At 71.6% G+C, this 25,235-nt stretch carries 19 protein-coding genes; 7 read left to right on the forward strand and 12 right to left on the reverse strand.

Going from position 1 to position 25,235, the window contains the following annotated elements:
* The 3 genes from ABEA43_RS42760 to ABEA43_RS42770 form a co-directional block, all read right to left on the reverse strand.
* A partial coding sequence (locus ABEA43_RS42760) for a cobalamin B12-binding domain-containing protein (RefSeq protein WP_345571363.1) occupies positions 1 to 580 on the reverse strand: 580 nt, incomplete at its 3' end.
* Positions 577 to 2,121 carry a PP2C family protein-serine/threonine phosphatase gene (locus tag ABEA43_RS42765; RefSeq protein ID WP_345571365.1) on the reverse strand — a complete coding sequence of 515 codons (1,545 nt, stop codon included), beginning with the start codon at positions 2,119 to 2,121 and terminating at the stop codon, positions 577 to 579. The genes ABEA43_RS42765 and ABEA43_RS42760, both read right to left, overlap by 4 nt.
* 132 nt (positions 2,122 to 2,253) lie before the next feature.
* Positions 2,254 to 3,213 (reverse strand): quinone oxidoreductase family protein, encoded by a 960-nt coding sequence (locus ABEA43_RS42770; protein ID WP_345571366.1) that lies wholly within the window; start codon positions 3,211 to 3,213, stop codon positions 2,254 to 2,256.
* 87 nt (positions 3,214 to 3,300) lie between these two features.
* On the opposite strand from ABEA43_RS42770, the gene ABEA43_RS42775 reads away from it, so the two are divergent.
* On the forward strand, positions 3,301 to 3,933 hold the full coding sequence (locus tag ABEA43_RS42775; protein ID WP_345571367.1) for a TetR/AcrR family transcriptional regulator C-terminal domain-containing protein: 633 nt from the start codon (positions 3,301 to 3,303) through the stop codon (positions 3,931 to 3,933).
* 7 nt (positions 3,934 to 3,940) lie between these two features.
* Here the strand turns inward: ABEA43_RS42775 and dhaL are convergent, their stop codons facing one another.
* From dhaL to ABEA43_RS42790, 3 genes are read right to left on the reverse strand one after another with little or no spacing between them, the layout of a single operon-like run.
* Positions 3,941 to 4,519, reverse strand: a complete 579-nt coding sequence (gene dhaL / locus ABEA43_RS42780; RefSeq protein WP_345571369.1) for a dihydroxyacetone kinase subunit DhaL — start codon at positions 4,517 to 4,519, stop codon at positions 3,941 to 3,943.
* Complete coding sequence (locus tag ABEA43_RS42785; protein ID WP_345571371.1) at positions 4,520 to 5,521, reverse strand: dihydroxyacetone kinase subunit DhaK; 1,002 nt, start codon at positions 5,519 to 5,521, stop codon at positions 4,520 to 4,522.
* Positions 5,518 to 6,846: an MFS transporter gene (locus tag ABEA43_RS42790; RefSeq protein ID WP_345571373.1), complete on the reverse strand. Its 1,329-nt coding sequence runs from the start codon at positions 6,844 to 6,846 to the stop codon at positions 5,518 to 5,520. Before ABEA43_RS42790 ends, ABEA43_RS42785 begins: the two co-directional genes overlap by 4 nt.
* 76 nt (positions 6,847 to 6,922) lie before the next feature.
* Between ABEA43_RS42790 and ABEA43_RS42795 the strand changes: the two genes are divergently transcribed.
* The 3 genes from ABEA43_RS42795 to ABEA43_RS42805 all read left to right on the forward strand — a co-directional run bounded on the left by ABEA43_RS42795 (position 6,923) and on the right by ABEA43_RS42805 (position 11,616).
* Positions 6,923 to 7,804, forward strand: a complete 882-nt coding sequence (locus tag ABEA43_RS42795) for a dihydrodipicolinate synthase family protein (RefSeq protein WP_345571374.1) — start codon at positions 6,923 to 6,925, stop codon at positions 7,802 to 7,804.
* A gap of 32 nt (positions 7,805 to 7,836) precedes the next feature.
* A complete protein-coding gene (locus tag ABEA43_RS42800) occupies positions 7,837 to 8,520 on the forward strand; it encodes a GntR family transcriptional regulator (protein WP_345571375.1) in 684 nt (227 codons plus the stop codon).
* Positions 8,521 to 8,601: 81 nt separating this feature from the next.
* On the forward strand, positions 8,602 to 11,616 hold the full coding sequence (locus ABEA43_RS42805; protein ID WP_345571377.1) for a WD40 repeat domain-containing serine/threonine protein kinase: 3,015 nt from the start codon (positions 8,602 to 8,604) through the stop codon (positions 11,614 to 11,616).
* An 81-nt stretch (positions 11,617 to 11,697) separates the two neighbouring features.
* Here the strand turns inward: ABEA43_RS42805 and ABEA43_RS42810 are convergent, their stop codons facing one another.
* Entirely contained in the window at positions 11,698 to 12,708 is a 1,011-nt protein-coding gene (locus tag ABEA43_RS42810) for an LCP family protein (protein WP_345571379.1), read from the reverse strand.
* 40 nt (positions 12,709 to 12,748) lie between these two features.
* Complete coding sequence (locus ABEA43_RS42815) at positions 12,749 to 13,858, reverse strand: D-glucuronyl C5-epimerase family protein (protein WP_345571381.1); 1,110 nt, start codon at positions 13,856 to 13,858, stop codon at positions 12,749 to 12,751.
* 91 nt (positions 13,859 to 13,949) lie between these two features.
* Between ABEA43_RS42815 and ABEA43_RS42820 the strand changes: the two genes are divergently transcribed.
* Together ABEA43_RS42820 and ABEA43_RS42825 are read left to right on the forward strand one after the other, a co-directional pair.
* Positions 13,950 to 16,742: a methyltransferase domain-containing protein gene (locus tag ABEA43_RS42820; protein WP_345571383.1), complete on the forward strand. Its 2,793-nt coding sequence runs from the start codon at positions 13,950 to 13,952 to the stop codon at positions 16,740 to 16,742.
* Positions 16,739 to 17,779: a glycosyltransferase family 4 protein gene (locus tag ABEA43_RS42825; RefSeq protein WP_345571385.1), complete on the forward strand. Its 1,041-nt coding sequence runs from the start codon at positions 16,739 to 16,741 to the stop codon at positions 17,777 to 17,779. Before ABEA43_RS42820 ends, ABEA43_RS42825 begins: the two co-directional genes overlap by 4 nt.
* Before the next feature lie 66 nt (positions 17,780 to 17,845).
* On the opposite strand, the gene ABEA43_RS42830 is transcribed toward ABEA43_RS42825, so the two are convergent.
* The gene (locus tag ABEA43_RS42830) at positions 17,846 to 19,072 is read right to left on the reverse strand and encodes a polysaccharide deacetylase family protein (protein WP_345571386.1); all 1,227 of its coding nucleotides are present in this window, start codon (positions 19,070 to 19,072) and stop codon (positions 17,846 to 17,848) included.
* Between the two features lie 526 nt (positions 19,073 to 19,598).
* Here ABEA43_RS42830 and ABEA43_RS42835 point away from each other — a divergent pair.
* Positions 19,599 to 20,477, forward strand: coding sequence for an ABC transporter ATP-binding protein (locus ABEA43_RS42835; protein ID WP_345571388.1), 879 nt, complete (start codon positions 19,599 to 19,601; stop codon positions 20,475 to 20,477).
* Here the strand turns inward: ABEA43_RS42835 and ABEA43_RS42840 are convergent.
* From ABEA43_RS42840 to ABEA43_RS42850, 3 genes are all read right to left on the reverse strand, one after another.
* The gene (locus ABEA43_RS42840; RefSeq protein ID WP_345571390.1) at positions 20,474 to 23,242 is read right to left on the reverse strand and encodes an AfsR/SARP family transcriptional regulator; all 2,769 of its coding nucleotides are present in this window, start codon (positions 23,240 to 23,242) and stop codon (positions 20,474 to 20,476) included. The genes ABEA43_RS42835 and ABEA43_RS42840 overlap by 4 nt on opposite strands.
* A gap of 280 nt (positions 23,243 to 23,522) precedes the next feature.
* Positions 23,523 to 24,263: a hypothetical protein gene (locus ABEA43_RS42845; RefSeq protein WP_345571392.1), complete on the reverse strand. Its 741-nt coding sequence runs from the start codon at positions 24,261 to 24,263 to the stop codon at positions 23,523 to 23,525.
* Positions 24,264 to 25,175, reverse strand: a complete 912-nt coding sequence (locus ABEA43_RS42850; RefSeq protein ID WP_345571394.1) for an ABC transporter ATP-binding protein — start codon at positions 25,173 to 25,175, stop codon at positions 24,264 to 24,266.
* Positions 25,176 to 25,235: the final 60 nt, after the last annotated feature.

The raw sequence follows: 25,235 nt of genomic DNA on the forward strand, positions 1-25,235 counted from the left end.
GCAGGCGGGCGTAGCGGCCGTCGGGGCCGAAGGCGGCGCCGCCGGCCAGCACGGGCGTGCCGGCCGCCTGGCACGCGGTGATCGCCGCGTGCGCGGCGGGCAGCCGGATCCCGAGCGAGCTGGACAGGGCCACCGCCTGCGGGTTCGTCCGGTGCAGGTGGGCGACCAGGTGCGGCGTGGGCACCTGCGCGCCCAGGTAGTCGACGCGCCAGCCGCGCCCCCGCAGCACCTCGGTCAGCAGCCGCGCCGGGAAGGCGTGCCACTCGCCGTCGATGCACGCCACCGCGATCCGCCCCTTGGCCGGCTCCGGGTGCTCCCGCATGGACGGGTGGTGGGCGAGGGCGGCGAGCACGCGCTCGTTGACGGCGGTCGCGGTGTGCTCCTGGGCGACGGTGATGCGGTTGGCCGCCCACTCGTATCCGACGCGCGCCTGCACGGGGGCGACGACGTCCAGCAGCAGGGTCTCCATGGGGACGCCGGCCTCGATGGCGGCCGTCACCGCGTCGGCCGCGGCGTACTCGTCGCCGGCCGTCGCCGCCGTCCACAGCGTCTCGATGCGCTCCTCGATGTCGTACGTCATGGCCGCGGACCTGCCCCGGTGACGCGCGGAGCCGTGATGGCGACGACGGCCATGTCGTCGTGCTCGCCCTCGCCGACCCATTGGGAGGCCAGCATCTGGACGCGTTCGGCCAGCGCCTCAGGCGGCATGCCCGCGCACTCGCGAAGCTGGGCGGCCAGCCGCTCCTCGCCGAAGAACTCATCGCCGAGCGGGCCGCCCCTGGCCTCGATGATGCCGTCGCTGTAGAGCAGGCACGTCTCGCCGGGCTCCAGGACGACCTGCTCGGTGACGCTGGTGACGTCCTCCAGCACGCCGATCAGCGTGCCGGAGGACCCGGCCTCCTCGACGCGGCCGTCGTTCCGCATGATCAGCGGCGGCGGGTGCCCGGCGCTGGTCAGCCGCAGCGCGACCCGCGTGCCGTGCCGCTCGAACGAGGCCAGCACGAGGGTGACGTAACGCGTCGCGTCCCTGTCGTTGATCAGCACGCCGTTCAGCAACTCCAGTACGCGCTGGTGATCGTCGGCCAGCGGCAGCAGAGCGCGCAGGGTGTTGCGGATGCGTCCGGTGAGCACGGCGGCCTCCAGTCCCTTGCCCGACACGTCGCCGAGCACCACCAGCGACTCGCGCCCGGTGCCCGCCGCGGGATGCACGTCGTAGAAGTCGCCGCCGACGTGCTCGCCGGGGCCGGCCGGCCGGTAGAGCGCGGCCAGCTCCACGCCGTCCAGCCGCGGCGTGCCGGGCGGCAGCAGCTCGGCCATCAGGGTCTCGGTGATGACGGCCTGCTCGGCGTACAGGCGGGCGACCGAGATCGCCGCGCCGGCCCACGCGGCGAACAGCCGGACGAACACCTCGTCGGCCTCCGGGAAGCCGGGCTGGCCGGAGCGGCGCAGCAGCACCAGCGCGCCCGCGGGCAGGCCGTGGCCGGGCAGGGCGCTCACCGTCACGGACCCCACCTCGCCGATCCCGTCGCGGAGCACCCAGTCGGGGGCCTCGGCCGGCTCGACCCAGCGGTCGGGCACCGGCGGGAAGCCCCGCAGCGCCTCGTCGAGGCCGGGGAGCGTACGCGGGTCGATGGTCACGTTCTCGCGGACCACGTTGCCCTGCGGGTCGCAGCACGCGATCAGGTGCCGGCGGCCGGCCACCGGCATGACGACGAGCGCCGCGTCGGCCAGGCGCCGGGCGGCCAGCCGCGCGGTCGCCTCCAGGCAGCGGCCGGGGTTCAGGGAGGACAGCAGCTCGTCGCACGCCTCGGTCAGGAACGTGGTCCACTCGTCATGCGCGCGCAGCGCCTCGATGGCCTGCTGGTGGCCGGTGACGTCGACCAGCCACCACAGGACGCGGTCCCCGTCACCCGGCGCGGGGTAGGCCTGGAACACGCGCTCGCCGATCGGGCCGCGCGCCGGTTCGTACCCGGTGGCGGGCGCGCGGCCGTCGGGCGCTGCCCTTGACAGCCATTCCGGGACCGCGCCGGGGATGAGCAGGCGGGCCGCCCCGTTGGCCTCCTCGATGACGCCCGCGGCGTTGATCGCCAGCATCGGGTACGGCGCGTCCTCCCACACCATCCCGATCGTGCCCCGTCCAGACGACTCTCCAGATACGTCACACTACAGACAGTGAGCGGAGCCTCCCTTCACGCCATATCGCTCCTTTGCCGTAACTTTCGCCAGCCAGACGGACACCCCCGGACGCGGCCGTCACAGCACCACGACGAGCCGCCTGCCCTTGAGATCCGTCCGCTGCCAGGCGGCCTCGATGTCGCTCAGCGGGACCTTCTCCACGTCGAAGGTGAGCTCGCCGGCCCGTGCCCACGCCACGATCTGCCCGTACACCTTCTCCATGGTCTCCGGGGTGAGCCCCCTGGCGGCGCCGACGATCTCGACGCCAGAGGTGCGCAGGCTGTCGGCGGCGAGGGTGAGCACGGGCCCGGCCGACGCGCCGACCTGGATCACCCTGGTCGGTTTGCCGAACGCGAACGACTCCGGGACCAGCGTGCGCAGCAGGATCTCGGTGGGCCTGCTCCAGAGGTAGTCCAGGACGACGTCGTAACCGTCCCCCTTGGCGTCGGTGAACGCCTGGGCCAGCGCCTCGTCGGAGACCGCGGTGTTGATCACCGTGTCGGCGCCGATGGCCCGCACCTCGCGCAGCTGGTCGTCGTCGCGGCCGGTCGCGACGATCCGCCCCGCGCCGAGCAGCCGGGCCACCTTGACCGCGAGCCGGCCGGCGACCCCGGTGGCGCCCTGCACCAGCACCGTCTCACCAGGGGTGAAACCGGCGGCGGTGGTGATGGACATGCCGGTGATGGCCGTGCCCAGCACGGTCGCCACGGCCGGGTCGAAGCCCTCGGGCATCGGGACGAACATGCCGGCGGCCACCACGGTCTTCTCGGCGAGCGCGCCGTAGGGCAGGCGCGGGTTGCCGAATCCGACCAGGGTGCCGTCGGCCAGCGTGCCGATGCCGTCGAAGACGGGGACCAGCGGCAGCCGAGTGAGGTACTTCTCGCTCGCGTAGTGCGTGCCGGCCGCGATCGCCTTGTCGACGTTCTCCACGGCGACGGCCTTCACCTCGATGATCAGCTCATCGTCGCCGGCCACCGGATCGGGAAAGTCCTCATAGCGGGGAATGCCGCCGACCTCGTGTAACACCGCTGCCTTCATGGCGCCTCCCTGGGCTGAATGGTGATCTTCTCTATCACCGATAGAGACACTCTAACACTGATAGAGTACGCAGGGAGGTACCGGAAATTGACGCTCGACAAACAGCGGATCGTCACCGAGGCCGTGGCCCTGCTGGACGACGAAGGCCTCAACGGCGTGACCCTGCGCAAGCTCGCCACCAGACTCGGCGTGCGCTCGCCGACCCTCTACTGGCATCTGCCGAACAAGGCGGCCCTGGTGACCGCGATCGCCGAGGCGATCCTTGAGCAGGAGTTCCCCGAGCTGGTGCCGGCCGAGCCCGGCGAACGCTGGCAGGACTGGCTGATCGGCCTGGCCGAGCGGCTGCGCCGGGCGTTGCTCGCGCACCCCGACGGCGCGCGCGTCATCTCGGCCTCCCAGCTCTCGCTCAAGATGGCCGCGATCTCCGAGCTGGCGATGAGCACCCTGGTGGCGCGCGGGCTCCCGCTGCGGGCGGCCCGCATGATCGTGCTGACGGTCGAACGCTTCACCGTCGGCTACGTCCTGGAGGAGCAGGCCCTGCCGCTGGACCCGGACGCGCTGGACGGCTTCGACATGGCGGCCTTCGCCGCGGCCTACCCCACGGTGATAGCCGGTGTGGCCGAGTACTTCGAGCCCGGCCGCACCGTCGACGACCTGTTCCACGATTGCCTGGAGCTGATCGTCGAGGGCGCCGCGGCGAAGCTCCGGCCGGCGCCCTGACACGGGGTCAGTCGCCGGCCGCCAGCGCCTGGAACAGCAGCGCCACCCCCACGGCCCCCGGGTCGGGCACGCCGCGCGCCCGGTCCCCGACGTAACTGGCCCGGCCGCGGCGGGCGAGCAGCTCCGCCGTGCCGCGCGCCCCTTCCGCGGCGGCGCGGGCGGCCTGCGCGAACGTGCCGCCCCGCCCCAGCTCGGCCACGGCCGGCGCGAGCGCGTCCACCAGGGTACGGTCGCCGACCTCGGCCTCCCCCACCCGCTGGATCGCGGCCAGCCCGGCGGCCGTCCCCGCCGCCCAGCCTGCGCGAGGATCCTCGTCGAGCGCACGCCCGATCTCGCTGAACAGCAGCCCGAACAGCGGCCCGCTGGTCCCCCCGACCTCGTCGAGGAAGACCCGGCCCGCCACGTCGAACCCGTGCCCCTCCTCCGGCGACGGCGACCCGGCCAGCTCGGCGAGCACGCGTTCCAGCCCGGAACGCAGGTTGTCGCCGAAGTCGCCGTCACCGCTGACCTGGTCCAGTCTGGTCAGCTCGGCGTGGGCGTCCGCCACGGCGGCGGCGTAGCGGCGCAGCACCGGTGAGCCGGTCATTCATGCCTCCTGAACGGGAAATGCGGGTGTCGTCACAGGTGCCCGCCACCACTGGCGCCACCCGTCGTCGAGCCGGGTCAAGGTGATCGAGAACCCCGCCATGTCCAGCGCGGGCACGAACGTGCCGACGAGCGACTCGGCGACGCGGAGCCCGCGCCCGCCGAGGTCCTCCGCCACGTGCTCGAAGATCCCGTATAGCTCCAGCTGGGTGGTCGCGCCCAGCCCGTTGACCAGGACCAGCAGGTCGTCGGAGCCCGCCGGGAGCCCGGCGAGCAGTTCGTCGAGCAGGCGCGTGAGCAGCTGCGGCAGCGGCGGGCGCTCGATCGTCCTGGCCGCCCGCTCACCGTGGATGCCGACGCCGTACTCCAGCTCGTCCGGGCCCAGCTCGAAGGCCGGGGCGCCGGTGTGCGGGGAGGTCTGCGCCCGGGAGGCGACGGCGAGGCTGCGCGAGGCCGCCCCGACGGCGGTGCCGAGCCCGGCCAGCTCCGCCAGTCCGCGACCTTCGTCGGCGGCGGCGCCGAGCAGCTTCTCCACCACGACGGTGGCGCCGGTGCCGCGCCGCCCGGTCGCCGTCTGCGCGCTGTCGGTGGCCAGGTCGTCGTCGACCAGCACCCGGCGGACCTCGATGCCTTCGAGCCGCAGGCGTTCCGCGGCGATGCCGAAGTTGATGCGGTCGCCGGTGTAGTTCTTGACGATGTGCAGGACGCCGTCAGGACCGGCGGCGGCCCGGCTGGCGTACAGCACCTGCCGGTTGTGCGGGGAGGCGAACACCTGCCCCGGCGCCACCGCGTCGAGCATGCCGCGGCCCAGGAAGCCCGCGTGCAGGGGCTCGTGTCCCGAGCCGCCGCCCGAGACCAGGCCGACGGCGCGGCGCGGGTCGCGGTCGCGGGCGCGCAGGAAGGCCGGGTCCTCGTTCAGCTCCACCAGACCCGCGTGCGCGCGGGCGAAGCCGCGCAGCGCCGGGGTGACGGCATCGCTTTCCGGTACGAACAGGCCGCTCACCGGCGCACCTCTCCGCTGCCGAGCCGGCTCGCCGCCAGGCTGGAGACCAGGGCCACCCCGACCATGTACGCGACCAGCCAGGTCCAGTGCCCGCCCCCGGCCGCCAGCAGCGCGGTGCCCGCCAGCGGCGCGAGCCCGCCGCCCAGCGTCGCGCCCACCTGCTGGGTGACCGACAGCCCGGTGTAGCGGACCTGCACCGGGTAGAGGTTGGCGAACAGGGCCGCCTGCGCCCCGTACATCGAGCCGTGCCCCACGGCCAGCCCGAGCACCATGGCGATGGTGGTCAGCCAGAAGTCGCCGGTCTGCACGAGCAGGAAGAACGGCACCGCCAGCACGGCCTGGAACACCGCGCCCGCGATGTAGACGGGACGCCGCCCCACCCGGTCCGACAGCGCCCCGAACAGCGGCAGCGTGCAGCACTCCGCCAGACACGCGATGAGCACCGCGAGCAGCACGGGACCGCGCGGCAGGCCCAGCTCGGTGGTGACGAAGGCGATGGCGACCACGTAGTAGACGTTGAACAGCCCGCTCTCGGCGATCTTGGCCAGGATGGACAGCGCCACGTTGCCGACGTGCTTGCCGAACAGCTCCTTGACCGGCACCGTCTGCACGTCGCGCTCGGCGCGCATCTTGACGAACTCGGGGCTCTCGCTCAGGTGCAGCCTGATGTAGAAGCCGACCGCGATCAGGACGATGCTCAGCAGGAACGGCAGCCGCCAGGCCCACGACTCGTACGCGCCCTCGGGGAGCGCGACGTCGAGCAGCGTCACCAGGCCGACCGGCAGCAGCACGCCGGCCGGGGTGCCGATGTGCACCAGCGACGTGGACAGGCCCTGCCGCTCGCGCGGGCTGTACTCCAGCGCCATCAGCACGCCGCCGCCGTACTCGCCGCCCATGCCGAGGCCCTGCACCAGCCTGATGAGCACCAGCAGCAGCGGCGCGGCGATGCCGATGGAGTCGTAGGACGGGATGAGGCCGATGGCGAAGGTGCCCGCGCCCATCATCAGCATCGTGATGATCAGCACGTTCTTGCGGCCCAGCTTGTCGCCGAAGTGGCCGAAGATCAGGCCGCCGAGCGGCCGGGCGAGGTAGCCGACGAAGAACGTGGCGAACGCCGCCAGCGTCCCGACCAGCGGCGTCTCGGCCGGGAAGAAGACGTCGTTGAAGACGAGGGCCGCCGTGGTGGCGTACAGGGTGAAGTCGTAGTACTCCACCGTCGTGCCCAGGGCGCTGGCCCACACCACCCGCCGCAGCGGCGTCGGCGTGGCAGCGGGCCTGGGCGGTGCGGCGGCGCCGCCGCCGCCGATCGAGCGCGAGCTGTCCATCAGCATCCTCTCTGGTAGTCTGATATATCAGACACTAGATTTAACGCGACCGCAACATCTGGGACGAGGAGTCTTAATGCTGGATCTGCACGGGATGATCTCCACCGTCGTCACACCTTTCGACGACAACGACGAAGTGGACCTCGATCTGCTGCGCGGGGAGATCAAATACCTGCTCGACGCGGGCGTGACCGCCATCTGCGCCTGCGGCAGCACCGGCGAGGGGCAGACCCTGTCGCTGGAGGAGAGCAGGGACATCTGCCGCGTGGTGGTCGAGGAGGTGGCCGGTCGCGTGCCGGTGATCGCCGGCGTGATCCAGAACTCCACCGCCCAGGTGATCCGCTACTCCCTCGCGCTGAAGGAGGTGGGCGTGGACGCGCTGCAGATCACCCCGGTCCACTACGTCTTCGCCCCGTCGGCGGAGGAGACCGTCGCCTACTTCCGCGAGATCGGCCAGGCCGTCGACCTGCCGATCGTCCTCTACAACGTGGTGCCATGGGCGCTCGTGCCGGTCGACGTGATCGAGCGGCTCGCCGAGGTGCCGCAGCTCATCGCCGTCAAGCAGAGCGGCGGCGACATGCACCTGCTCGTGGACCTGCTCGCCCGGGTGCGCGACCGGTTCACCATCCTGGCCGCGCTCGACGACCTGCACTACCCGGCCTTCATGCTCGGCGCGCACGGCGCGCTGGCCGCCATCCCCACCGTCACCCCGCGGCTCAGCGTCGAGCTCTGGGACGCCGTCCAGGCCGGCGACCACGCCCTTGCCCGCGAGCTGCACGAGCGTATTCTCACGGTGTGGCGGGCGATCGACGGCCCCAACCTCCCCGCGACGCTCAAGGCCGCGCTCCAGTTGCAGGGCCGCGACGGAGGCCGGCCGCGCAAGCCGTTCGCCCCCGCGAGCCCGGCCGAACGCGAGCGCATCGCCACGGCGCTCCGCGCGGCTAACCTGATCGCCTAGCCGACCCGCATTCGCACAAAAGGGAGACATAAGTGCCGCCTCTGGCGAAGGGCTCGTCCCTAGTCGTGGACTCGATCGCGGACCAGCTCTACCGGATACTCAGCGACCGGATCACCACCGGGACCTGGGCGCCCGGAGCACGGCTCGACCCGCAGGCGGTCGCGACAGAGTTCGGCGTCTCCAGGACCCCCGTACGCGAGGCGCTGGCCCGCCTCGAACACGACCAGCTCATCGTCACGCGGCCCCGGTCGGGCACCTTCGTCGCCCGGCCGGGCGTCACCGACGTGCACGAGGTCTGCCAGCTCCGCAAGGGCATCGAATGGGTCGCCACCGGGATCGCGGCCGCCTCCATGTCCCTGGAGCAGATCGCCGACCTGCGCGCGGAAGCCGTCGCCGCGCTCCAGCAGGCCGAGCGCGGCGACTACGAGCCGTTCTTCGCCAGCGACAGCCGCCTGCACAACGAGATCGTCGCCGCCACCGGCAACGCCAGGCTCATCAAGGCCCGCACCTCCACCGAGCCCTTCGTCCAGTGGCTGCGCGTGCTCGGGGCCACCGGCCCGCACCGCATCGCCGGCTCCACCCGCCGCCACCTGGAGATCCTCGACGCCATGGCGGCCAGGGACGCCACCACCGCGCAGCAGGCCGCCGCCGTCCATCTGGACGAGGTGGAGGAGTGGACGATCGCCGACATGGAATCCAAGGCCATCGCCACCTGAGCACGCACTGCACCATCTCCGCCTGGTGAACCTTGTGGCCCTATGATCGGGTTAGCCGTATTGCCCCCCGCCAGGAGTCTCGTGCCGGACATCCAGCCCCTCAAGCCTGGAGATCCCAGGTCCGTGGACCGGTACCGGATCACGGGCCGCATCGGCGAGGGCGGCCAGGGAACGGTCCTGCTCGGAGTCGACGACGACGGCGAGCAGGTGGCGATCAAGATCATGACGTCCGTCAACGCCGCCGACGTCGAGTCCAGGCTGCGGTTCCAGCGCGAGATCGAGGTCGCCTCCAAGGTCGCCTCGTTCTGCACCGTACGCGTGCTGGGCCACGGGATCTGCGACGACCGCCTCTACATGGTGAGCGAGTACATCCCGGGCGAGTCGCTCCAGCAGCACGTGCTGGCCAGGGGGCCGCTCGACGCCTCCGCGCTCACCCGGCTGGCCGTCAACACCTCCACGGCGCTGCTGTCCATCCACAACACCGGCATCGTCCACCGCGACTTCAAGCCCAGCAACGTCCTGCTCGGCTCGGACGGCCCGTACGTGATCGACTTCGGCGTGGCCCGCGGGTTCGACGACAAGACCGTGACCGTCACGGGGATCCTGGGCACCCCGGCCTACATGTCTCCCGAGCAGCTCGCGGGCGACCGGGTCACGCCGGCCTCCGACCTGTTCAGCTGGGGCCTGACGATGATCTTCGCGGCGCTGGGCCGGCCGCTCTTCAGCGGCAGCACCATCGCCGCCATGGCGATCACCCTGCGCCAGGACGACATCGACCTGAGCGGGATCACCGAGCCGCTGCGCTCGATCATCGCCTCCTGCCTGGTGCGCACGCCCGAATGGCGGCCGACCGCGCGTCAGGTGCTCAACTCCCTGATCGGCCCGCCGTCCGTGCCCGACCCCGCCGACCTGCCGCGGCCGGCCCCGCGTCCGGCGCCCCAGTCCCCGATCACGCACTTCGCGCCGCCGGACACGCCGAGCGTGCCCTTCGCGCCGCCTGATTCGGTCCCCGTCTCGATCCCCTTCACCATGCCGCCGGCGGACGCGGCGATCTCCGGCCCGCTCTCGCAGCCCACCGGCGCCACGCCCCTGGCGGCGTCACCGAGCCGGCGGACGCGGCGGCTCGGGATCGCGGCGGCCGTGCTGGTGGCACTGATCGGAGCGGGCGCGGTGGTGGTGCCCAAGCTCGTCTCCGCGCCGGCCACGTCCCCGACCTCCGCGCCGGCCGCCACCGGTTTCGGCGCCCCGATCGGCTGGCGGTCCACGGGCCACTTCGCGGCGGTCACCGCCGTCGCCACGGCCACGGTCGCCGGACGCCCGGTCATGGTGACGGGCAGCGAGGACGGGACGCTCCGGCAGTGGGACGCCCGCACCGCGCAGCCCGTCGGCGAGCCGCTGGCCGGCCACGGCGACTGGGTGCGGGCGGTGGCGACCACCACGGTGAACGGCAAGCCGGTCGCGGTCACCGGCAGCGACGACAAGACCGTCCGCCTCTGGGACCTCACCACCGGCCGCCCCATCGGCGCCCCGCTCACCGGACACGCAGGAGCCGTCCTCGCCGTCGCCACCACCACGCTGAACGGCAAGCCGGTCGCGGTCACCGGCAGCGACGACAAGACCGTCCGCCTCTGGGACCTCACCACCGGCCGCCCCATCGGCGCCCCGCTCACCGGACACGCAGGAGCCGTCCTCGCCGTCGCCACCACCACGCTGAACGGCAAGCCCGTCGTCGTGAGCGCGGGCAAGGAACGGGTGCTGCGGGTCTGGGATCCCCAGACCGGCCGGCCGGCGGCCCCGTCCAGGGCCGGGCACACCGACTGGGTGCGGGCGCTGGCCGCCATGCCGGACACGGTCGTCTCCGCGTCCGACGACAAGACCGTCAGGGTGTGGGACCTCGCCTCCGACCGGGTGAGCACGATCAAGCAACTGCCCGACGTCGTGATCTCGCTCGCGGCGATCAAGACTGGGACGTCCTGGACGCTGCTGGGCGCGGGCCGCGACGGCGTGATCCGCGGCTGGGACACCTCGGGTAAGCCGGTGGGCACCCCGCTCACGGGGCACACGGGGTTCGTCATGGCCGTCACGGCGGCCGTGGTCGACGGGGCGCCGTTCGCGTTCTCCGGCGGCGCGGACAAATCCGTACGCACGTGGGATCTCGGCAAGTGGACCGCCGCTGCAATGGCGACGGGCCAGCCGGGTCATTCCGGCGCGGTCAAGGCGGTCGCGCTGACGAGCGTGGGCGGCCGGGCGGTGGCCGTCTCCGGCGGCGCGGACAAGACCGTCAGGATGTCCGACCCCTCGACGGGCGCGGCCATCGGCACGCCGCTGCTCGGGCACACCGACCAGATCATGGCGATGGCCGCCGGCATCGTGGCGGGCAAGCCGGTCGCCGTCAGCGGTGACGCGGGCGGCGTCCTGCGGATGTGGCGGCTGGACACGGGCGCCGCGCTGGGCAAGCCGCTGGCCGGGCACCGGGGCAGCGTCAACGCCGTCACGATCATCAACGACGTCATCGTCTCCGGCGGCGCGGACGGCAGCCTGCACCGGTGGAACGCGGTCACGGGCGCGCCGCTCGGGCCGCCCGTCGCCGGGCACGGCAAGCCGATCAGGGCGCTGGCCTCCACGCTCGTGGACGGGCGTCCCGTGGTGGTCTCCGCAAGCGAGGACCACGAGCTGCGACTGTGGGACGTCATCGCGGGCAAGCAGATCGGCGACCCGCTGACCGGCCACGACGGCGTCGTCCTCGCGGTGGCCGCCACCGTGGTCGGCGGGCGTCCCGTCGCGGTGTCGGCGGGCGAGGACCGCACGCTGCGCCGCTGGGACCTGATCACCGGTACGGCCATCGGCGCGCCGCTCACCGGGCACACCGACTGGGTGCGGGCGCTGGCGGCGAACGGCGAGCGGGTGGTCTCGGCCGGCGACGACCGGTCGCTGCGGGTGTGGGACCTCACCACGGGCGCGGCGTTCGGCAAGCCGATCACCGGGCACGCCGGTCCCGTGTACGCGCTGGCCGCCGGTCCCGGCGGCGGGACGACGATCGCGGTCTCCGGGAGCACGGACTGGACCGTACGCGCCTGGAACATCGACGGCAGGTGACCTGACCGCGGGCGCGCATCCACACGGGGCTCGGCGGGGCTACCTGACCGCGGGCCCGCATCCACACGGGGCCTCGCGGGGCTACCTCACCTCGTCCACCGAGTTGCCGGGGCCGGTCCGCTTGACGTACTCGCGCGCCCGGTCGGTCTTGATCGCCTCGCTCAGCGCGCGGGTCTTGCGGTCGTCCAGGTAGACGACGCTCTGCTGACCCTCCATGCCGGTGCCACGGGTGGGCATCGTGAAGAAACCGGATTCGTCCAGTCCCGCCAGGTCGATCAGGCTGCTCCTGAGCATCGCCAGGGTCACGCCGTCGTCCACGGTGACCGACTTGGTGATCGCGCGCAGCAGGCCGTCCACCTTCGCCGGGCTGGTCAGGGTCCCGGCGCTCAGCACTCTGTCGGACAGGGCCTTCAGCAGCGCCTGCTGGCGCTTGATCCGGTCGAAGTCGCCGCCCGGCAGGTTGTAGCGCTGCCGGACGAAGAGCAGCGCCTGCTCGCCGTTGAGGTGGTGGCGACCGGCCGTCCAGGTGGTGCCGCTGTTCGTGTCGCGCACGGTCTTGGCCACGTCGACGTCCACCCCGTCCACCGCGTCCACCGCCGTGGCGAACCCCTTGAAGTCGATCGCGGCGTAGTGGTCGATGCGGATGCCGGTGAGCGTCTCGATGGTCTTGATCAGCAGAGCCGGTCCGCCCCAGGAGAAGGCCGCGTTGATCTTGGCTCGGCCCCTGCCGGGGATGTTCACCCAGGAGTCACGGGGGATCGACACGACGGTGGCGTGCTCCCGGTCCTCCGACAGGTGCGCCAGCATGATCGTGTCGGTGCGCTGGGAGCCGGGCTGCCAGAGCGCTGCGCCGGCACCGTCGCCCGTGGTGGAGCCGGCGGCCCTGCGGTCGGTGCCCACGAGCAGCCACGTCTCGCCGAGCCCCGGCTTCGGCTGCGGGCGCTGCTTCTCCTCCTCCTGGGAGGTGGGCAGGGCCGCGGGCAGCCGGACGATGTCGCTGTCGAGGCTGGCCTGGTAGACGAAGAAACCACCGGTCGCGAGCGCACCCAGCAACGCCAGAGAGGCCAGGGACACCCACAGGAACCGACGCATCCCTCGTTACCTCCCAAGATTCATTTAGTGGACTTTATAGCTAATTGCCGGGCAGCGCCTTGCCGTCCAGGTATCCGAGCCAGCGCTTCTCGATCGCGCTGTAGCGCCCGCCGGTGATCGCGTCCAGCGCCGAGAGCTGGGTGACGTGCAGCGAGTGGTAGCTCCAGCGGGCCGGGTTGGGCGCGGTCGCGGGCGTCCGCGTGTAGTGGAGGAGGTCGTAGGTGGTCCGGTACGAAAGGTCGTACAGGGGCAGGACGCGATCCAGGGTCCGGAGGCCGCGCTGGAACATCTCCTTGGCCGTCGCGTCACCCAGGAGCTCGCCGACGTCGTGCACGCCGATCAGGGCGAACAGGTAACCGTTGAGCACGTGCGTCGCGGTCGGCGTCGGATACTCCTCGTACCAGTCCAGGCGGCCCTCGAAGCGGCGCAGCACGCCGCCCTGCTCCACCTTGGTGCGCAGGGGTACGAGCGCCCGCAGCGCGGCGGCGCCGTAACGCGACTCGCCCGTCTTGTCACGCATCTTGGCCAGGAACGCGGCCCCGATGCCCTGGGCCATCCCCGAATACCAGCCGGCGCGCAGCTCGCCCGCCAGCCCCTCCCGGTAGGAGTAATCGAACGGCACCGGCCAGCCGCCCTTGGCGTCCTGGTGCTCCAGCAGCCAGCGGGCCACCGTCTCCGCCTTGGCGCGGTATTTCTGATCGCCGGTGACGACCCACTTGCTGTAGTTCTCCATCCCGTATTGCACTACTTCGACCGGATATTGGAACGTGCCGAAGTCATACGTGCTCATCGGGATTCCGTCCGACCCGATGGCGATGCGCCGCCAGGTGGTCACGTCCACGGTGGCGAAGTGCAGCCAGGGTCCGCGCGGGTCGTGCTTCGTGATCAGCGGGGTCTCGTCCTCGAAATACTCGGCCCGCACGATGCCGTCGGCGCCCGTGGACACCGACAGGCCGAGGCGCTTCTCCAGCGCGTCGAGCGGCACGTAGAGCTCGTCGCCGACGCGCAGACCTGGAACGGTCTCGTGCAGGAGGCTGACCGGAGCCTGCGCCGCCGCGACCGAGGACGGCTTCCGCGGACCGGCGGGCTCCGCCGAGGTACAGCCGGCCAGCAGGCACAGGGCGATCCCGTGGATGAGGAACTTACGCAACAGCAGCACCTTGCCTACCGCCCTTAACGGCTTTTTCAAGAAATGGTAATGTCAGGCCCTCACTGATCATTCCCCAGGGGTTCCTGCCCATATGAACCACGACCGCGTCCATTGTGCCTATAACGGGATAGATGTAGATCCCGAGACCCAGGCGCTCACCAGGAACAGGCTGCACTGGCTGCTGGATCATCTCCCTTCGGGGCGGATCCTCGACCTGGGCTGCTCCCAGGGGACCCTGTCCATCCTCGCCGCCCGCCGCGGCGACCGCGTGACGGGCGTCGACGTCGAGGAAGAGGCCATCGGCTTCGCCGCGGGCCTGGCCGCCGAGCTGCCCTCCGACGTGGCCGCCAGGCTCGCCTTCGTCCGGGGGGACGGCGGCCGCCTGGCCTTCGCCGACGGCTGCTTCGACGCCGCGGTCGCCGGTGAGCTGCTGGAGCACGTGGCGGATCCCGGGGCGGTCCTGGCCGAGCTGCACCGCGTCCTGGCGCCCGGCGGGACGCTCCTGGTCTCCGTGCCCCACGGACTGATGCCGCATCACGATCATCGCCGTACGTTCTACCGCGCCGGCTTCCGCCGGCTCATCGAGCCCCTCTTCGAGATCCGCGAGCTGACCGCCCTGGACCGGCACCTCGCCGCGGTGGTCGTACGCCGGGAGACGCCGCTCGGGGACCCCGTCTTCCTGCTGAGTCAGGAGGAGTCCGATTTCCTGGAACGCGAGGAGCGCCTGGAGCAGCAGCTGCAGAGCGTGCGGGAGAAGCTGACGCGGGCCAACCGCCTCTACCGCGACGTCACCGAGGCCAACGCCGAGCTGAAGACGCAGCTCGGCGAGAGCAGGGCGGGACAGCACGTACTCGATCAGTTGTCGGCCCTCCAGGACACCGTCGGGCGGCTTTCCACCAGCATCGCGGACGGCGCCGTCACGGAGCGGAACAACGTTCAGGACCGGCTCGGCGCGCTGACCGAGGACCGCGACCGGCTGCGGGCCGACCTCCGCGCGGCGGAGATCGAGATCGGCCTGCTGCGCGAGTCGGCCGGTGCCGCGGAGGCGGAGCGGAGCAGGCTCCTGGAGTCGGTTCACGGGCTGACCGCCGGTCTGGAGACGATCCGCGAGACGGCCGACGCCGTGACGGCGCAGCGGGACGAGCTGCGTGCGCTCCTCCGGGACCGGGCCGAGGAGCTGCGCGCCGCGGAGGCCGCCCACGGCGCGGCGCTGAGCGCGGCCGAGGCGGCGCATGTCGAAGTGCTGAGCTCGACCGAGGCCGCGCACGTCGAGGTGCTGAACGCGACCGAGGCGGCGCACGCGGAGACGTTGCGCGGGCTGCGCGACCGGATCGCCGAGCTGGGCGCGGAGCTGCGTACGCAGACGGCCGCCCTGGACCGGCTCCGTACGGTCTACAACGGTGAGCGGCACCGGCACGCGCTCACCCAGCAGCGCCTGGACAAGCTCGTCGCGGCCGAGCCCAAGCTGAGGCAGGAGAACGAACGCCTGCGGGACAAGCTGGAGACGGTGACGGGACGCCTGGCGGACTACCGCGACCAGGTCGCCAGGATCCGCGCCTCGCGGGCCTGGCGCATGCTGTCGGTCTACCGGCAGTTACGCCGTCCGGGCCGGGCGGAGCCGGTGCAGCAGCGCCTGGAGATCAGGCCGGCCGCCTCCTCCCCTGGCAGGCCGGCCCGCGCGATCGTCCTGCGCCCGTCCTCGCCGTCCACCCCCGCTCCCACGCCGCAGCCCGCGCCGGCCGCGCCGGTGCCGCTGGAGGAGTTCAGGATCGGCCTGCACGAGTGGATCGAGCGGGCCAGAGCGGCCGAGGGCGAGGAGGTGGTGCTGATGTTCTCCGGCACCACCTTCGTGCAGGAGGCCAGGGGCAACCGGCCCATCCGCCTCACGCGCGTCTACCTCGGCCGCGACTGCCCGGTCTTCTTCAACTACTACCGCTGGCGCGACACGGACCCGCGGCCGTCGCATCCCGACCCGCTGCTGTTCCAGAGCCCGATCGACATCACACCCCAGCTGCTCGACGAGGTGCTGGGCGCCGACTTCGGCGGCAAGCGGAAGCTGCTGTTCGCCTCCTTCCCGCACGAGACGATGGTGCGGACGCTGACCCACGCCGCCGCGCTCGGCTGGGTGACGATCTACGACGCGCGCGACGACTGGGAGGAGTTCGCCAAGATCGGCATGGCGAAGTGGTACCACCCCGGTTATGAGCGCTACGTCGTCGCGCACGCCGACGCCGTCACCGCCGTCTCCGCGCCGCTGGCCAGGAAGATGGAGCTGCTGGGCGGCCGCAAGGTGAGCGTCAACGCCAACGCCCTCGACCCGGCCTTCCCCGCCCCCGCGGCGCCGCGCAGTCCCGACGCCACCAGGATCGGCTATTTCGGGCACCTGACCGACAAGTGGTTCGACTGGGACCTGGTGATCCGCGCGGCCAAGACCTATCCGCACTACACCTTCGAACTGGCCGGTCACCAGAACCCCGACCTGCGGCTGCCGGAGAACGTGCGCCTGCTGGGGCTGCTCGGCCATCGGGAGCTGGCCGAGCTCAGCGCCGGCTGGGCGCTGGCGCTGATCCCGTTCAAGAACGGCGCGCTGGCCGACGCCGTGGACCCGATCAAAGTCTACGAGTATCTCCATCTCGGCCTGCCGGTGCTGACCACGTACTTCCCGCAGTGCGCGGACTATCCGGGGGTGCGCGTCACCGAGTCCGCGGCGGAGTTCGTCGCCGCCATACCCGAGCTCATGGACGCGTCCCTGGACGTGGACGAGGTCCGTTCCTGGCTGGCGTACAACACCTGGGAGTGCCGGGTGGACGCGTACTCCGAGATGGCCGAGCAGGTCGTGCGCAAGGGGCGGGAAGGCCTGCTGACGCTGCTGGAGTGCCGATGAAGGTGTTGTTCTGCTACCGCTACGGCGTGATCGGCGGGGTGTCCACCCAGCTGCTCAACCGCTACACCCACTTCTCGGCCGAGTTCGAGATCGGCGTGCTCTACGAGTCCGACCACGGCATGGTCGCCCACTTCCCGCCGGGCGTGGCCAGGGTGGCGGCCACCGACGACGCCCGTGAGGCCGCCATCCGGGACGTGCAGCCGGACGTCCTGGTCGTGATCGACAGCCCCAGCTTCCTGACCGCCTGGCAGCGCGCGGGCGCACCCGGATCCTTGATCCTCGAAGTGCACACGACCACGGCCAATCTGTCGTACCTGGGCGATCTCGCGGTTCAGCCCGACCACATCGTGACCGTCAGCGAGTACATGCGGGGCAAGCTGGGCGCGCTCGGCCTGTCCCCGATCAGCGTCGTGCCCAACTGCCTGGACGAGCGCTGGTACGCCGAGACCGTGCCGCCCGCGCTCGGCTCCTCCCCGGTGGCCTGGATCGGCAAGCTGGACGGGCACAAGCGCTGGCGGGCCGCCGCCGACCTGCTCGACCGGATCGCCGCCGCGCGCCCCGGCGTCACGCCGTTGCTCGTCGGCGGGTACACCGCGCCCGTGAGCGAGGTGTCCGCGCTGACGACCAAGCTCGCCACCTCGCCCGCGCTCGGCTCGGCGCGGTGGCTGCCGCGCGTCGACTACGACATGATGCCCGCCCTGTACTCCGCCATCGGGGCGAACGGCGGGCTGACCGTCTCGACGACGACCGACGAGTCGTTCGGCATGTCGGTCGCCGAGGCGCTGGTGCGCGGGTGCCCGGTGATCGCGCCCGCGGTGGGCGCATTGCCCGAGATCCTCCCCGAGGAGGCGCTGTACCCGCCGGGGGCGTACGCGGAGGCGGCGGACAAGGCGCTCAGGGCGCTGTCGGACGCCGGCTTCCGTGCCGCCCTGATGAGCACCGCGCAACTCGTCAGGGAGCGCACGCACACGGAGTACGCGCTGGCCGCCTTCCGCAACGTGCTGCAGCGCAGCGCGAAGTCAGCGAAGGTGGCCTGACCGGGACGTCATCAGCCCGGCGTCATCAACCCGGACGCCAGCCCGACGGCATAGCCTCGACAAGGGTCAGCGCAGCGCGAAGTCGTCGAAGGTGGCCTGGCCGGGCGCGGCCAGCACCAGGCCGAAGCTGATCCCCGCGGCCTGCGCCCGCGGGGGCGTCCAGGTGGCCTGCCGCCAGGACGTCGTGGCGGGGAAGACGGGTCCGTCGGCCCACCGCGTCCACACCCCGTCGCCGGTCCGCCTGCTGAAGGTGAACCGCACCGGCACGGTCGAGGTGTACCAGACCGACAGAGCGCCCGTCCGGGGTGCGCAGTCGCCGTCGTCCTGCTTGATCGCCAGCCTCAGCCGTCCCGGGTCCCCGTCGCCCACCTGGATGCGACCGGCCCAGCGCCCGGTGCGCGCGCCCGCCACCCGGCCGAACGTCGCCGTCTTGGACCTCCCGTCGAGCTGCCAGCAGTCGGGGACGCCCTCCTTGCCGAAGTAGTTCTCCAGCGAGGCGTTCAGCACGATCGACGGAGCCTTGATCTTCGGTACGGGTCGCAGGTCGCCGCCGATGACGTCGCCGACGGTCCGGACGGCGATCTTGTGCTCCTTCAGCCAGTCGAGGAACCCGGTGAAGACCGCCGGCTCGACCCCCAGCGGCCCGCAGTCGTCGCAGTAGTCGTGGAAGACGAGGATCGCCCAGGTCTTGTGCTGCTCGGCGGCGAGCACGTACTTCTGGATCTGGGCGGGCGTGGTGCCCGCGCCGACCGCGAGCGGCGTGTTGAGGTTGTACGGGTCCCGCGGCTCGATCCGCTCCGCGGCGGCGCCCGCCCGGCCCCGGCCGCTGCTGTACCCGCATTCCCGGACCACCGACTCGGCCGCCGCGCTCACCGCGTGGAAGGGGTAGGCGAAGGATTTCGGGGCGAACCCCATGGCCTTCAGCGCCGACCGGTCCGCGCACACCTCCCTGCGCTGCTCGTCGGGATGGAGCTCGGGCAGCCGGGCATGCGTACGGGTGTGCCCGCCGATCTCGTGCCCCGCCTCCGACATCCGCTCCAGCTTGGGCTGGTCGAGGTATCCGGCGGCCTTGGTCCTGGTGCTGTGGACGTAGAAGGTGCCGATCAGGCCGCGCTTGGTGAGCTCTTGCGCCATCTGCTCCTGGCGGGCCAGCCCGTCGTCGAAGGTGAGCGAGACCACGCCACCGGTCACCGGCCCACCGGTCGCGCTGGTCGGAACCGGAGCGGGGCTCTGCCCGCCGCATCCGGCCGACAGCACGGCGATCGCCACTCCCACCATCACCAGACGACGCACCAGTCTCTCCTCCCTCACCCCGGCGGCGGAACATCTTCCCATGTGCCCCCGATCAGCGATATGGGGTATCTGTTCTGACACGTCAACAACAGCGAGCTAAATGAGCAAAAGTCAGATGTTCGGGCACGCACAGCTACGCTTTATCCACAAGTGGGTATTGCTCACCGCTCAACGCACGTGACCGACCGTACTGGCTGGCCTCGTCTCCATCACGAAATCTGGGCCAGATCCCGTGCACACCCCACGTGAGGAGACCGCGCCCATGTCGAGATCCACGCTGGCGACCAGGGAGTCCCGCCCCGTGGTCGCCGAGGCCGACGGCCCGGATGTCCGCCCGCCTGTCGTTCGTCGCATTCCAACGGTATTGACACGCTGTGTAGCCCGATGTTTACATTTGGCCCCAATGGCAAGATCTACCACACAGATACTGCGAAAACGGGTGAATCGTGCGCACAGTATGCCGGCGTTCGAGACGCGGGCCCCGCGGACGAGGGCAGCGCTGAGCATGCGCCCGACGCTGGAGGCGGTGAGCCTCACGAAACGCTTCGGTCAGGTCGTGGCGATCAACGACGCCAGCTTCGCCATCAGGCCGGGCGCCATCACCGGCTTCCTGGGGCCGAACGGCGCCGGCAAGTCGACGATGCTGCGCCTCTTCCTCGGCCTCGCGCATCCGACCGCGGGCTCCGCGCTGGTCGACGGCAAGCCGCTGCGTGAGTGGCCGGCCCCGAGCCGCAAGGTCGGCGCCGTGCTGGACACCCGGTGCGTCCATCCCTCCCGCCGGGCGATCGACAGCGTGCGGTGGGCGGCCTGGCTGGCGGGCGTGCCCGCGTCCCAGGCCGAGACGCTCCTCGACCAGGTCGGGCTCGGCGCGGTGGCGGGTCAGCGTACGGGCAAGTTCTCCGTCGGCATGCGGCAGCGTCTCGCGCTGGCGATCGCGCTGGTCGGCGACCCTGAGATCGTGGTGCTCGACGAGCCGATGAACGGGCTCGACCCCGAGGGCATCGCGTGGCTGAAGGAGCTGCTGCGCGGTTTCCGGGACGAAGGCCGTACGGTGCTCATCTCCAGCCACCTGCTGGCCGAGCTGGAGGATCTGGTGGACGATCTCGTGGTGATCGCCCGCGGCCGGATCATCGGCAGCGGGTCCGCCACCGCGTTCATCGACCGCTTCCAGACGCAGACGATCAGCGTTCTGTCGGACAAGCCCGAGCCGTTGTGCGCCGCCGTGATCGACGCGGGCGGCGAGGTCATGGAGATGCACGGCCAGCGCATGGAGATCAGCGGGCTGACCTCGATCCAGCTCGGCGAGATCGCCCGCGACGCCGGGATCGCGCTGCTGGGCCTCACGGAGGAGCGCAGCCTGAAGCGGGCGTTCACCGAGGCGACCGCCGACACGACCGATCTCTAGGCGTTGCGCGCCACCGCGTGGCGGGTGGCCTCGCCGTTGCCGTTGAGGAAGGCCCGCGCCCTGCGCGCCCTGAGCGCGGTCCGCTTCACGCCGGCGACCTTCGCGATCTCCTCGGCGGTGACCAGGTTGTCGTAGGCGGCCCGCGGGTCGCCGAGCAGGATCCGCGTGGTGCCGAGGTCGAGCAGGATGTCCGACAGCACGACCCGGTCGCCGATGAACGTGGCGATCTCCAGAGCTTGAAGCAGCTCGGGATAGGCATCCTCCGGGGTGCCCGCCCTGGCGGCGTACATGGCCACGCCGCGCCGGATCTGCGCCTCGCTGCGCAGGCTGCCGCCCTCACGGCACAGGGTCAGCGCCCTTTCCAGGCACTCCTGGGACGCCTGCCCCTCCCCTGTGCTGTGCAGCACCATCGCCAGCCCGCCCAGCGCGTCGGCCTCGCCCACCGGGTCCCCGCTCCTGCGCAGCACCTCGGCGGCCTCCTCATACGTCTTGCGCGCCTTGCCCAGCTCCTGCCGGATCCGGTCGAGGTCCGCCAGCAGCCGCAGCGCCAGCCCGCGCCCATGCTCGTCGGCGAGCTCCTGGAAGAGCCGTAAGGCCTCCTCCAGGCGGCGGGCCGCGCCGGCGTAGTCGCCGACCAGCAGCGAGCGGTGGCCGAGCGAGTAGAGCAGGGCGGCCTGGCCACGGACGTTGCCGGCGCCGCGCACGCTGGACAGCGCCAGCTCGTGGGAGTCGAGCCAGACGTCGAAGCGCGACCCGGCCTCGTAGAGCGCGAGCGGCGCGATGGCCAGCTCCCAGCACGTCTCGGGGAAGGGGACCGCCCGCCGGACGGCCGCCAGAATCCCGTCCAGGTTGGCGTCGAACCACTCCGTCCCTTGGCCCGACCAGGCCGCCGCGCCCTGGGGGCGGTGGCGCGGAGCCGTACCCCGGGGGATGGAGTTGTCCTGGCCGCGCATCGAGGCGTGGGCGTCGTCGGTCAGCGCCAGCCAGCCGCCGAGCGCGCGCTGAGCGGCCGCGCGCAGGTCCGCCTCGCGGTCCTCGGCGAGGGCGCGGACGGCGCCGAAGCCCAGCAGCAGCTCGTGGCAGCGGAACCGCTCGCCGTCCCGCAGGGTGACCATGAAATGGGTCTCGGCCAGCTCTTCCAGCATGTTCTCTGCCGCGTCCATGGGGACGCCGGCGAGCGCGGCGGTGGTTCTGACGGTGACCTCCGCGCTGCCGTAGAAGCCGATCCTGCGGATCAGTGAGCGCGGGCCCTCGGGCAGCGCCTCGTAGCCGCGCATCAACGTCGGCAGAACGCTCTGACCGTCGTGCCGCAGCTCGCCGAGGATCTTCGCCGGGTCGGCCAGGCGATCGGCCAGGCGCGTGAGGGTCCAGTGCGGCCGGGTGGCGAGCCTGGCCGCGGCGATGCGCAGGGCCATCGGCAGCCGGGCGCAGAGGTCGATGATCCGGTCGGCCGCCGCCGGCTCGGCCGCCATCCGCTCCTCGCCCGCGCCCGCGGCCAGCAGCGCCCGCGCGTCGGCCCGGTCCAGGGCGGACACGCGGACCCGCATGGCCCCGTGCAGCAGGGCCAGCGGCGAACGGCTGGTCACGATGACGGCGCAGTCCGGATGCCCCGGCAGGAAGAGGTCGAGCTGGCCGGCGCCGCTCACGCCGTCCAGCACGATCAGGACGCGGCGGCGGGCCAGCAGGCTGCGCAGCAGCCCGGCGCGCGCGCTCGTACCATCGGGGATGTCGTCGGCCCCGAGCGCGGTCAGGAACCCGGCCAGCACCTCGCCGGGCTCGCTCAGGTCGTCGGCGTAGAGCTGGCCACCGGGATAGCGGGCGGCCACGCGGTGCGCGGCCTCCAGGCACAGCGCGGTCTTGCCCGCGCCGCCTGGACCGGTGACCACCACCACGGGACACGGCCCGTGCTCCTCGATCGCGTCGGTGATCCGCCGCAGGTCGGCGTCCCTGCCGACCAGCGCGCCGGAACGGGCGGGAAGCTGCCGCGGCACGGGGGCCTGCGGGTCGGCTGAAGCGGGTTCGATGGCCCCGGCCGGTTCGAGCAGCGGGTCCTGGCGCAGGATCTGCGTCCTGAGGTCGCGCAGCGCGGGGCTCGGATCGGTGCCGAGCTCGTCCCTGAGCCGCTCCTCCAGGTCGGTGAACACCTGCAACGCCTCGCTGCCCCGCTGTGACCGGTAGAGGGCGAGCATGAGCTGGCCGCAGAAGGCCTCGCGCAACGGGTGCTGGTCGGTGAGCTGCTGGAGCTCCGCGATCACGTCCCGGTGCCGGCCGAGCTCTAAGTCGGCGTCGGTACGGACCTCGATCGCGGCGAGCCTGCGCTCGTCCCACACCGCCGCCTCGGCGAGGAAGACCTCGCTGTCGAGGCCGGACAGGGCCGAGCCGCGCCACAGGGCCAGGGCCTCGCCCAGCGTCCTGGCCGCCCCCGCGTGGTCGCCGTCGTCGGCCAGGGCGCGCGCCTCGTCGCACAGCCGCATGAAGACGAAGGCGTCGACGTCGTCCTCCGCGGCTTCGAGCCGGTAGACGTTGTCGTGGACGTCGATGGTGACGCCGTACTTCCGCAGCTCGCCGACGCCGCGGTGCACCTGGTTCCTGGCGCTCTTCGTGGGCGTGTCACCGTAGATCGCGTGGATGAGGCTCTCGACCGAGGCGGAGCGGGAGGGGCTCAGCAGGAGATGAGCCAGAACGCCGCGCGACCGCCGTGTGGCGAGTCTGATCTCCTCGCCCTGCTGCCAAATTGCCGGTAGACCAAGGATTCCAAAGCGCATCAGCGGCACGATCCCCCTAGCGTTCCCAGTAATTATCCCTCACTTGAACCGCTTTGTCCTGGCCCGTGCGCGGCGATTCAATGACGACCGCCACCGCACGTCACCACAGGCGCTTGACTGCCGCCTACTGGCGAGGTCAAGCAATCTAAGGGGGATTGTCCTGGGTAGGGTTGATTTCTACTTTCATCTGACTATCGTGCGCTATCTCCTTTCTCGCCCCTGCTCCCGGAAGCGTCCGCCAGCCTCCCGGAAGCGTCCGCCAGCCTCCCGGAGGCGACCGCTAGGCGATGTCCCGCCGCTCGGTCATGACGAAGGTCAGGGCGACCACGATCGCGACGTACACGGCGAAGATCCCCAGCCCGAGCACCGGCCCGGGCCCCTCGGGTAAGACGCCGGGACCCGCGCCGACCATCATGAACGGCAGATAGGGATCGATGCTGTCCGGCAGGACCACCGCCAGGATCCCCTCCCCGGCGAAGGCCCACACCAGCAGGATGGACAGCGCCCCCGCGGTGCTCTTGACCAGCACCCCGACCGCCACCCCGAGCGCGGTGACCAGCGGCACGCTGCCCAGGAACGCCAGGATGATGGGGGCTCCCCCGTGCGACAGCGGCGCGTACGCGGTGCCGCTCGCGGTGATCAGCGACGTCCCGTACGCGATCAGCAGGCCGATGATCGTGACGGCGAGGGAGATCGCGGCGAGCGTGACCATCTTGCCGGTGAGGACCCGCGTCCTCCAGGGCGCGATGGACAGGGTGATCCGGAAGGTGCCGTTCCTGATCTCGCTCGTCGCGGACAGCACGCCGAGGATCATCATCGAGAACATCACGAACTGCATCGGCGAGGCGACGGCCTGCGAGCCGGGCGCGCCCTGGATGAGATGCCCGTTGGGGCCGATGTTGGAGCCCATCAGCAGCCCGACCGCCGCCACGCCGACCAGGGCGCAGGCCAGCGTGATCCGGTTGCTCAGGAGCGTACGGAACTTGAGCAGCTCCGCGGCGCAGACGTTCGCGAAAGTCACCTACCCCACCTCACCCTTGATGCTCGACCGATCCTGCGTGGCCTGCGCGAAGGCGTGGTGCAGGCTGCGCTCCTCCTTGAGCTCGTAGAGCGCCACCATGGCGTCCCGCGCGATGGTCCCGACCTGCCCGGAGGCCAGCCCGATGACCTGCATGCCGCGGTTGCCGCTCGCCTTCACCCGGCCACCGGCCTTGACCAGCGCGGGCGCCAGCAGCTTCGGGTTCTCGCACACCACGGTGACCTTCTTCACCTGGAAGCGCTGCATGAACGCCGACGCCGACCCGCTGCCCACGATCCTGCTCTGGGCGATGACCACGAGGTCGTCCACCAGGTCCTCCATCTCGGCCAGGAGATGGCTGGAGACGAACACCGTGCGGCCCTGGTCGCGGAACTGCCGCAGAAGATCCTTCATCCAGGAGATGCCGTCGGGGTCCAGGCCGTTCATCGGCTCGTCCAGCACGACGATCTCCGGATTGCCGATCAACGCGATCGCCAGCGCCAGGCGCTGCCTCATGCCCAGCGAGAACCTGCCGACCTTCTGCGCGGCCACCTCCGTCAGGCCGACCCGTTCGAGCATCACCTCGCACTGCTTGGGATCGACCCCGATCATCTTGGCGACCCAGCGCAGGGTGTCGATCGCCCGGCGGCTGGGATGGGCACACTGCGTGTCGAGGGCTGCCCCGATCTTGCGGGCGGGCACGGGCCACTCGTCGAGGCGCTTGCCGTCGATGAGCGCCGACCCGCTGGTGGGGTGGTCAAGGCCCAGGAACATCCGCATGGTCGTCGACTTCCCGGCGCCGTTCGGCCCCAGGAAGCCGGTAATGGCGCCGGCGCGAACCGAGAAACTGGCGTTGCTGACCGCCAATACGGGCCCATATCTCTTGGTGAGCCCTACTGCCTGCAGAACAGTCATTTATCGCGTCACTCCCATGATGCACATGAGATGAATATTCACCTTTACCATGAGCAATTC

This window comes from Nonomuraea rosea (assembly GCF_039539705.1).
GTDB classification, from domain to species: Bacteria; Actinomycetota; Actinomycetes; order Streptosporangiales; family Streptosporangiaceae; genus Nonomuraea; species Nonomuraea rosea.

Coding starts and splice junctions, on each gene's coding strand:
- ABEA43_RS42790 (WP_345571373.1), bottom strand. CDS start 6,846: ATGGACAGCTCGCGCTCGATCGGCGGCGGCGGCGCCGCCGCACCGCCC.
- ABEA43_RS42850 (WP_345571394.1), bottom strand. CDS start 25,175: ATGACTGTTCTGCAGGCAGTAGGGCTCACCAAGAGATATGGGCCCGTA.
- ABEA43_RS42795 (WP_345571374.1), top strand. CDS start 6,923: ATGCTGGATCTGCACGGGATGATCTCCACCGTCGTCACACCTTTCGAC.
- ABEA43_RS42770 (WP_345571366.1), bottom strand. CDS start 3,213: ATGAAGGCAGCGGTGTTACACGAGGTCGGCGGCATTCCCCGCTATGAG.
- ABEA43_RS42825 (WP_345571385.1), top strand. CDS start 16,739: ATGAAGGTGTTGTTCTGCTACCGCTACGGCGTGATCGGCGGGGTGTCC.
- ABEA43_RS42820 (WP_345571383.1), top strand. CDS start 13,950: ATGAACCACGACCGCGTCCATTGTGCCTATAACGGGATAGATGTAGAT.
- ABEA43_RS42840 (WP_345571390.1), bottom strand. CDS start 23,242: ATGCGCTTTGGAATCCTTGGTCTACCGGCAATTTGGCAGCAGGGCGAG.
- ABEA43_RS42765 (WP_345571365.1), bottom strand. CDS start 2,121: ATGGTGTGGGAGGACGCGCCGTACCCGATGCTGGCGATCAACGCCGCG.
- dhaL (WP_345571369.1), bottom strand. CDS start 4,519: ATGACCGGCTCACCGGTGCTGCGCCGCTACGCCGCCGCCGTGGCGGAC.
- ABEA43_RS42810 (WP_345571379.1), bottom strand. CDS start 12,708: ATGCGTCGGTTCCTGTGGGTGTCCCTGGCCTCTCTGGCGTTGCTGGGT.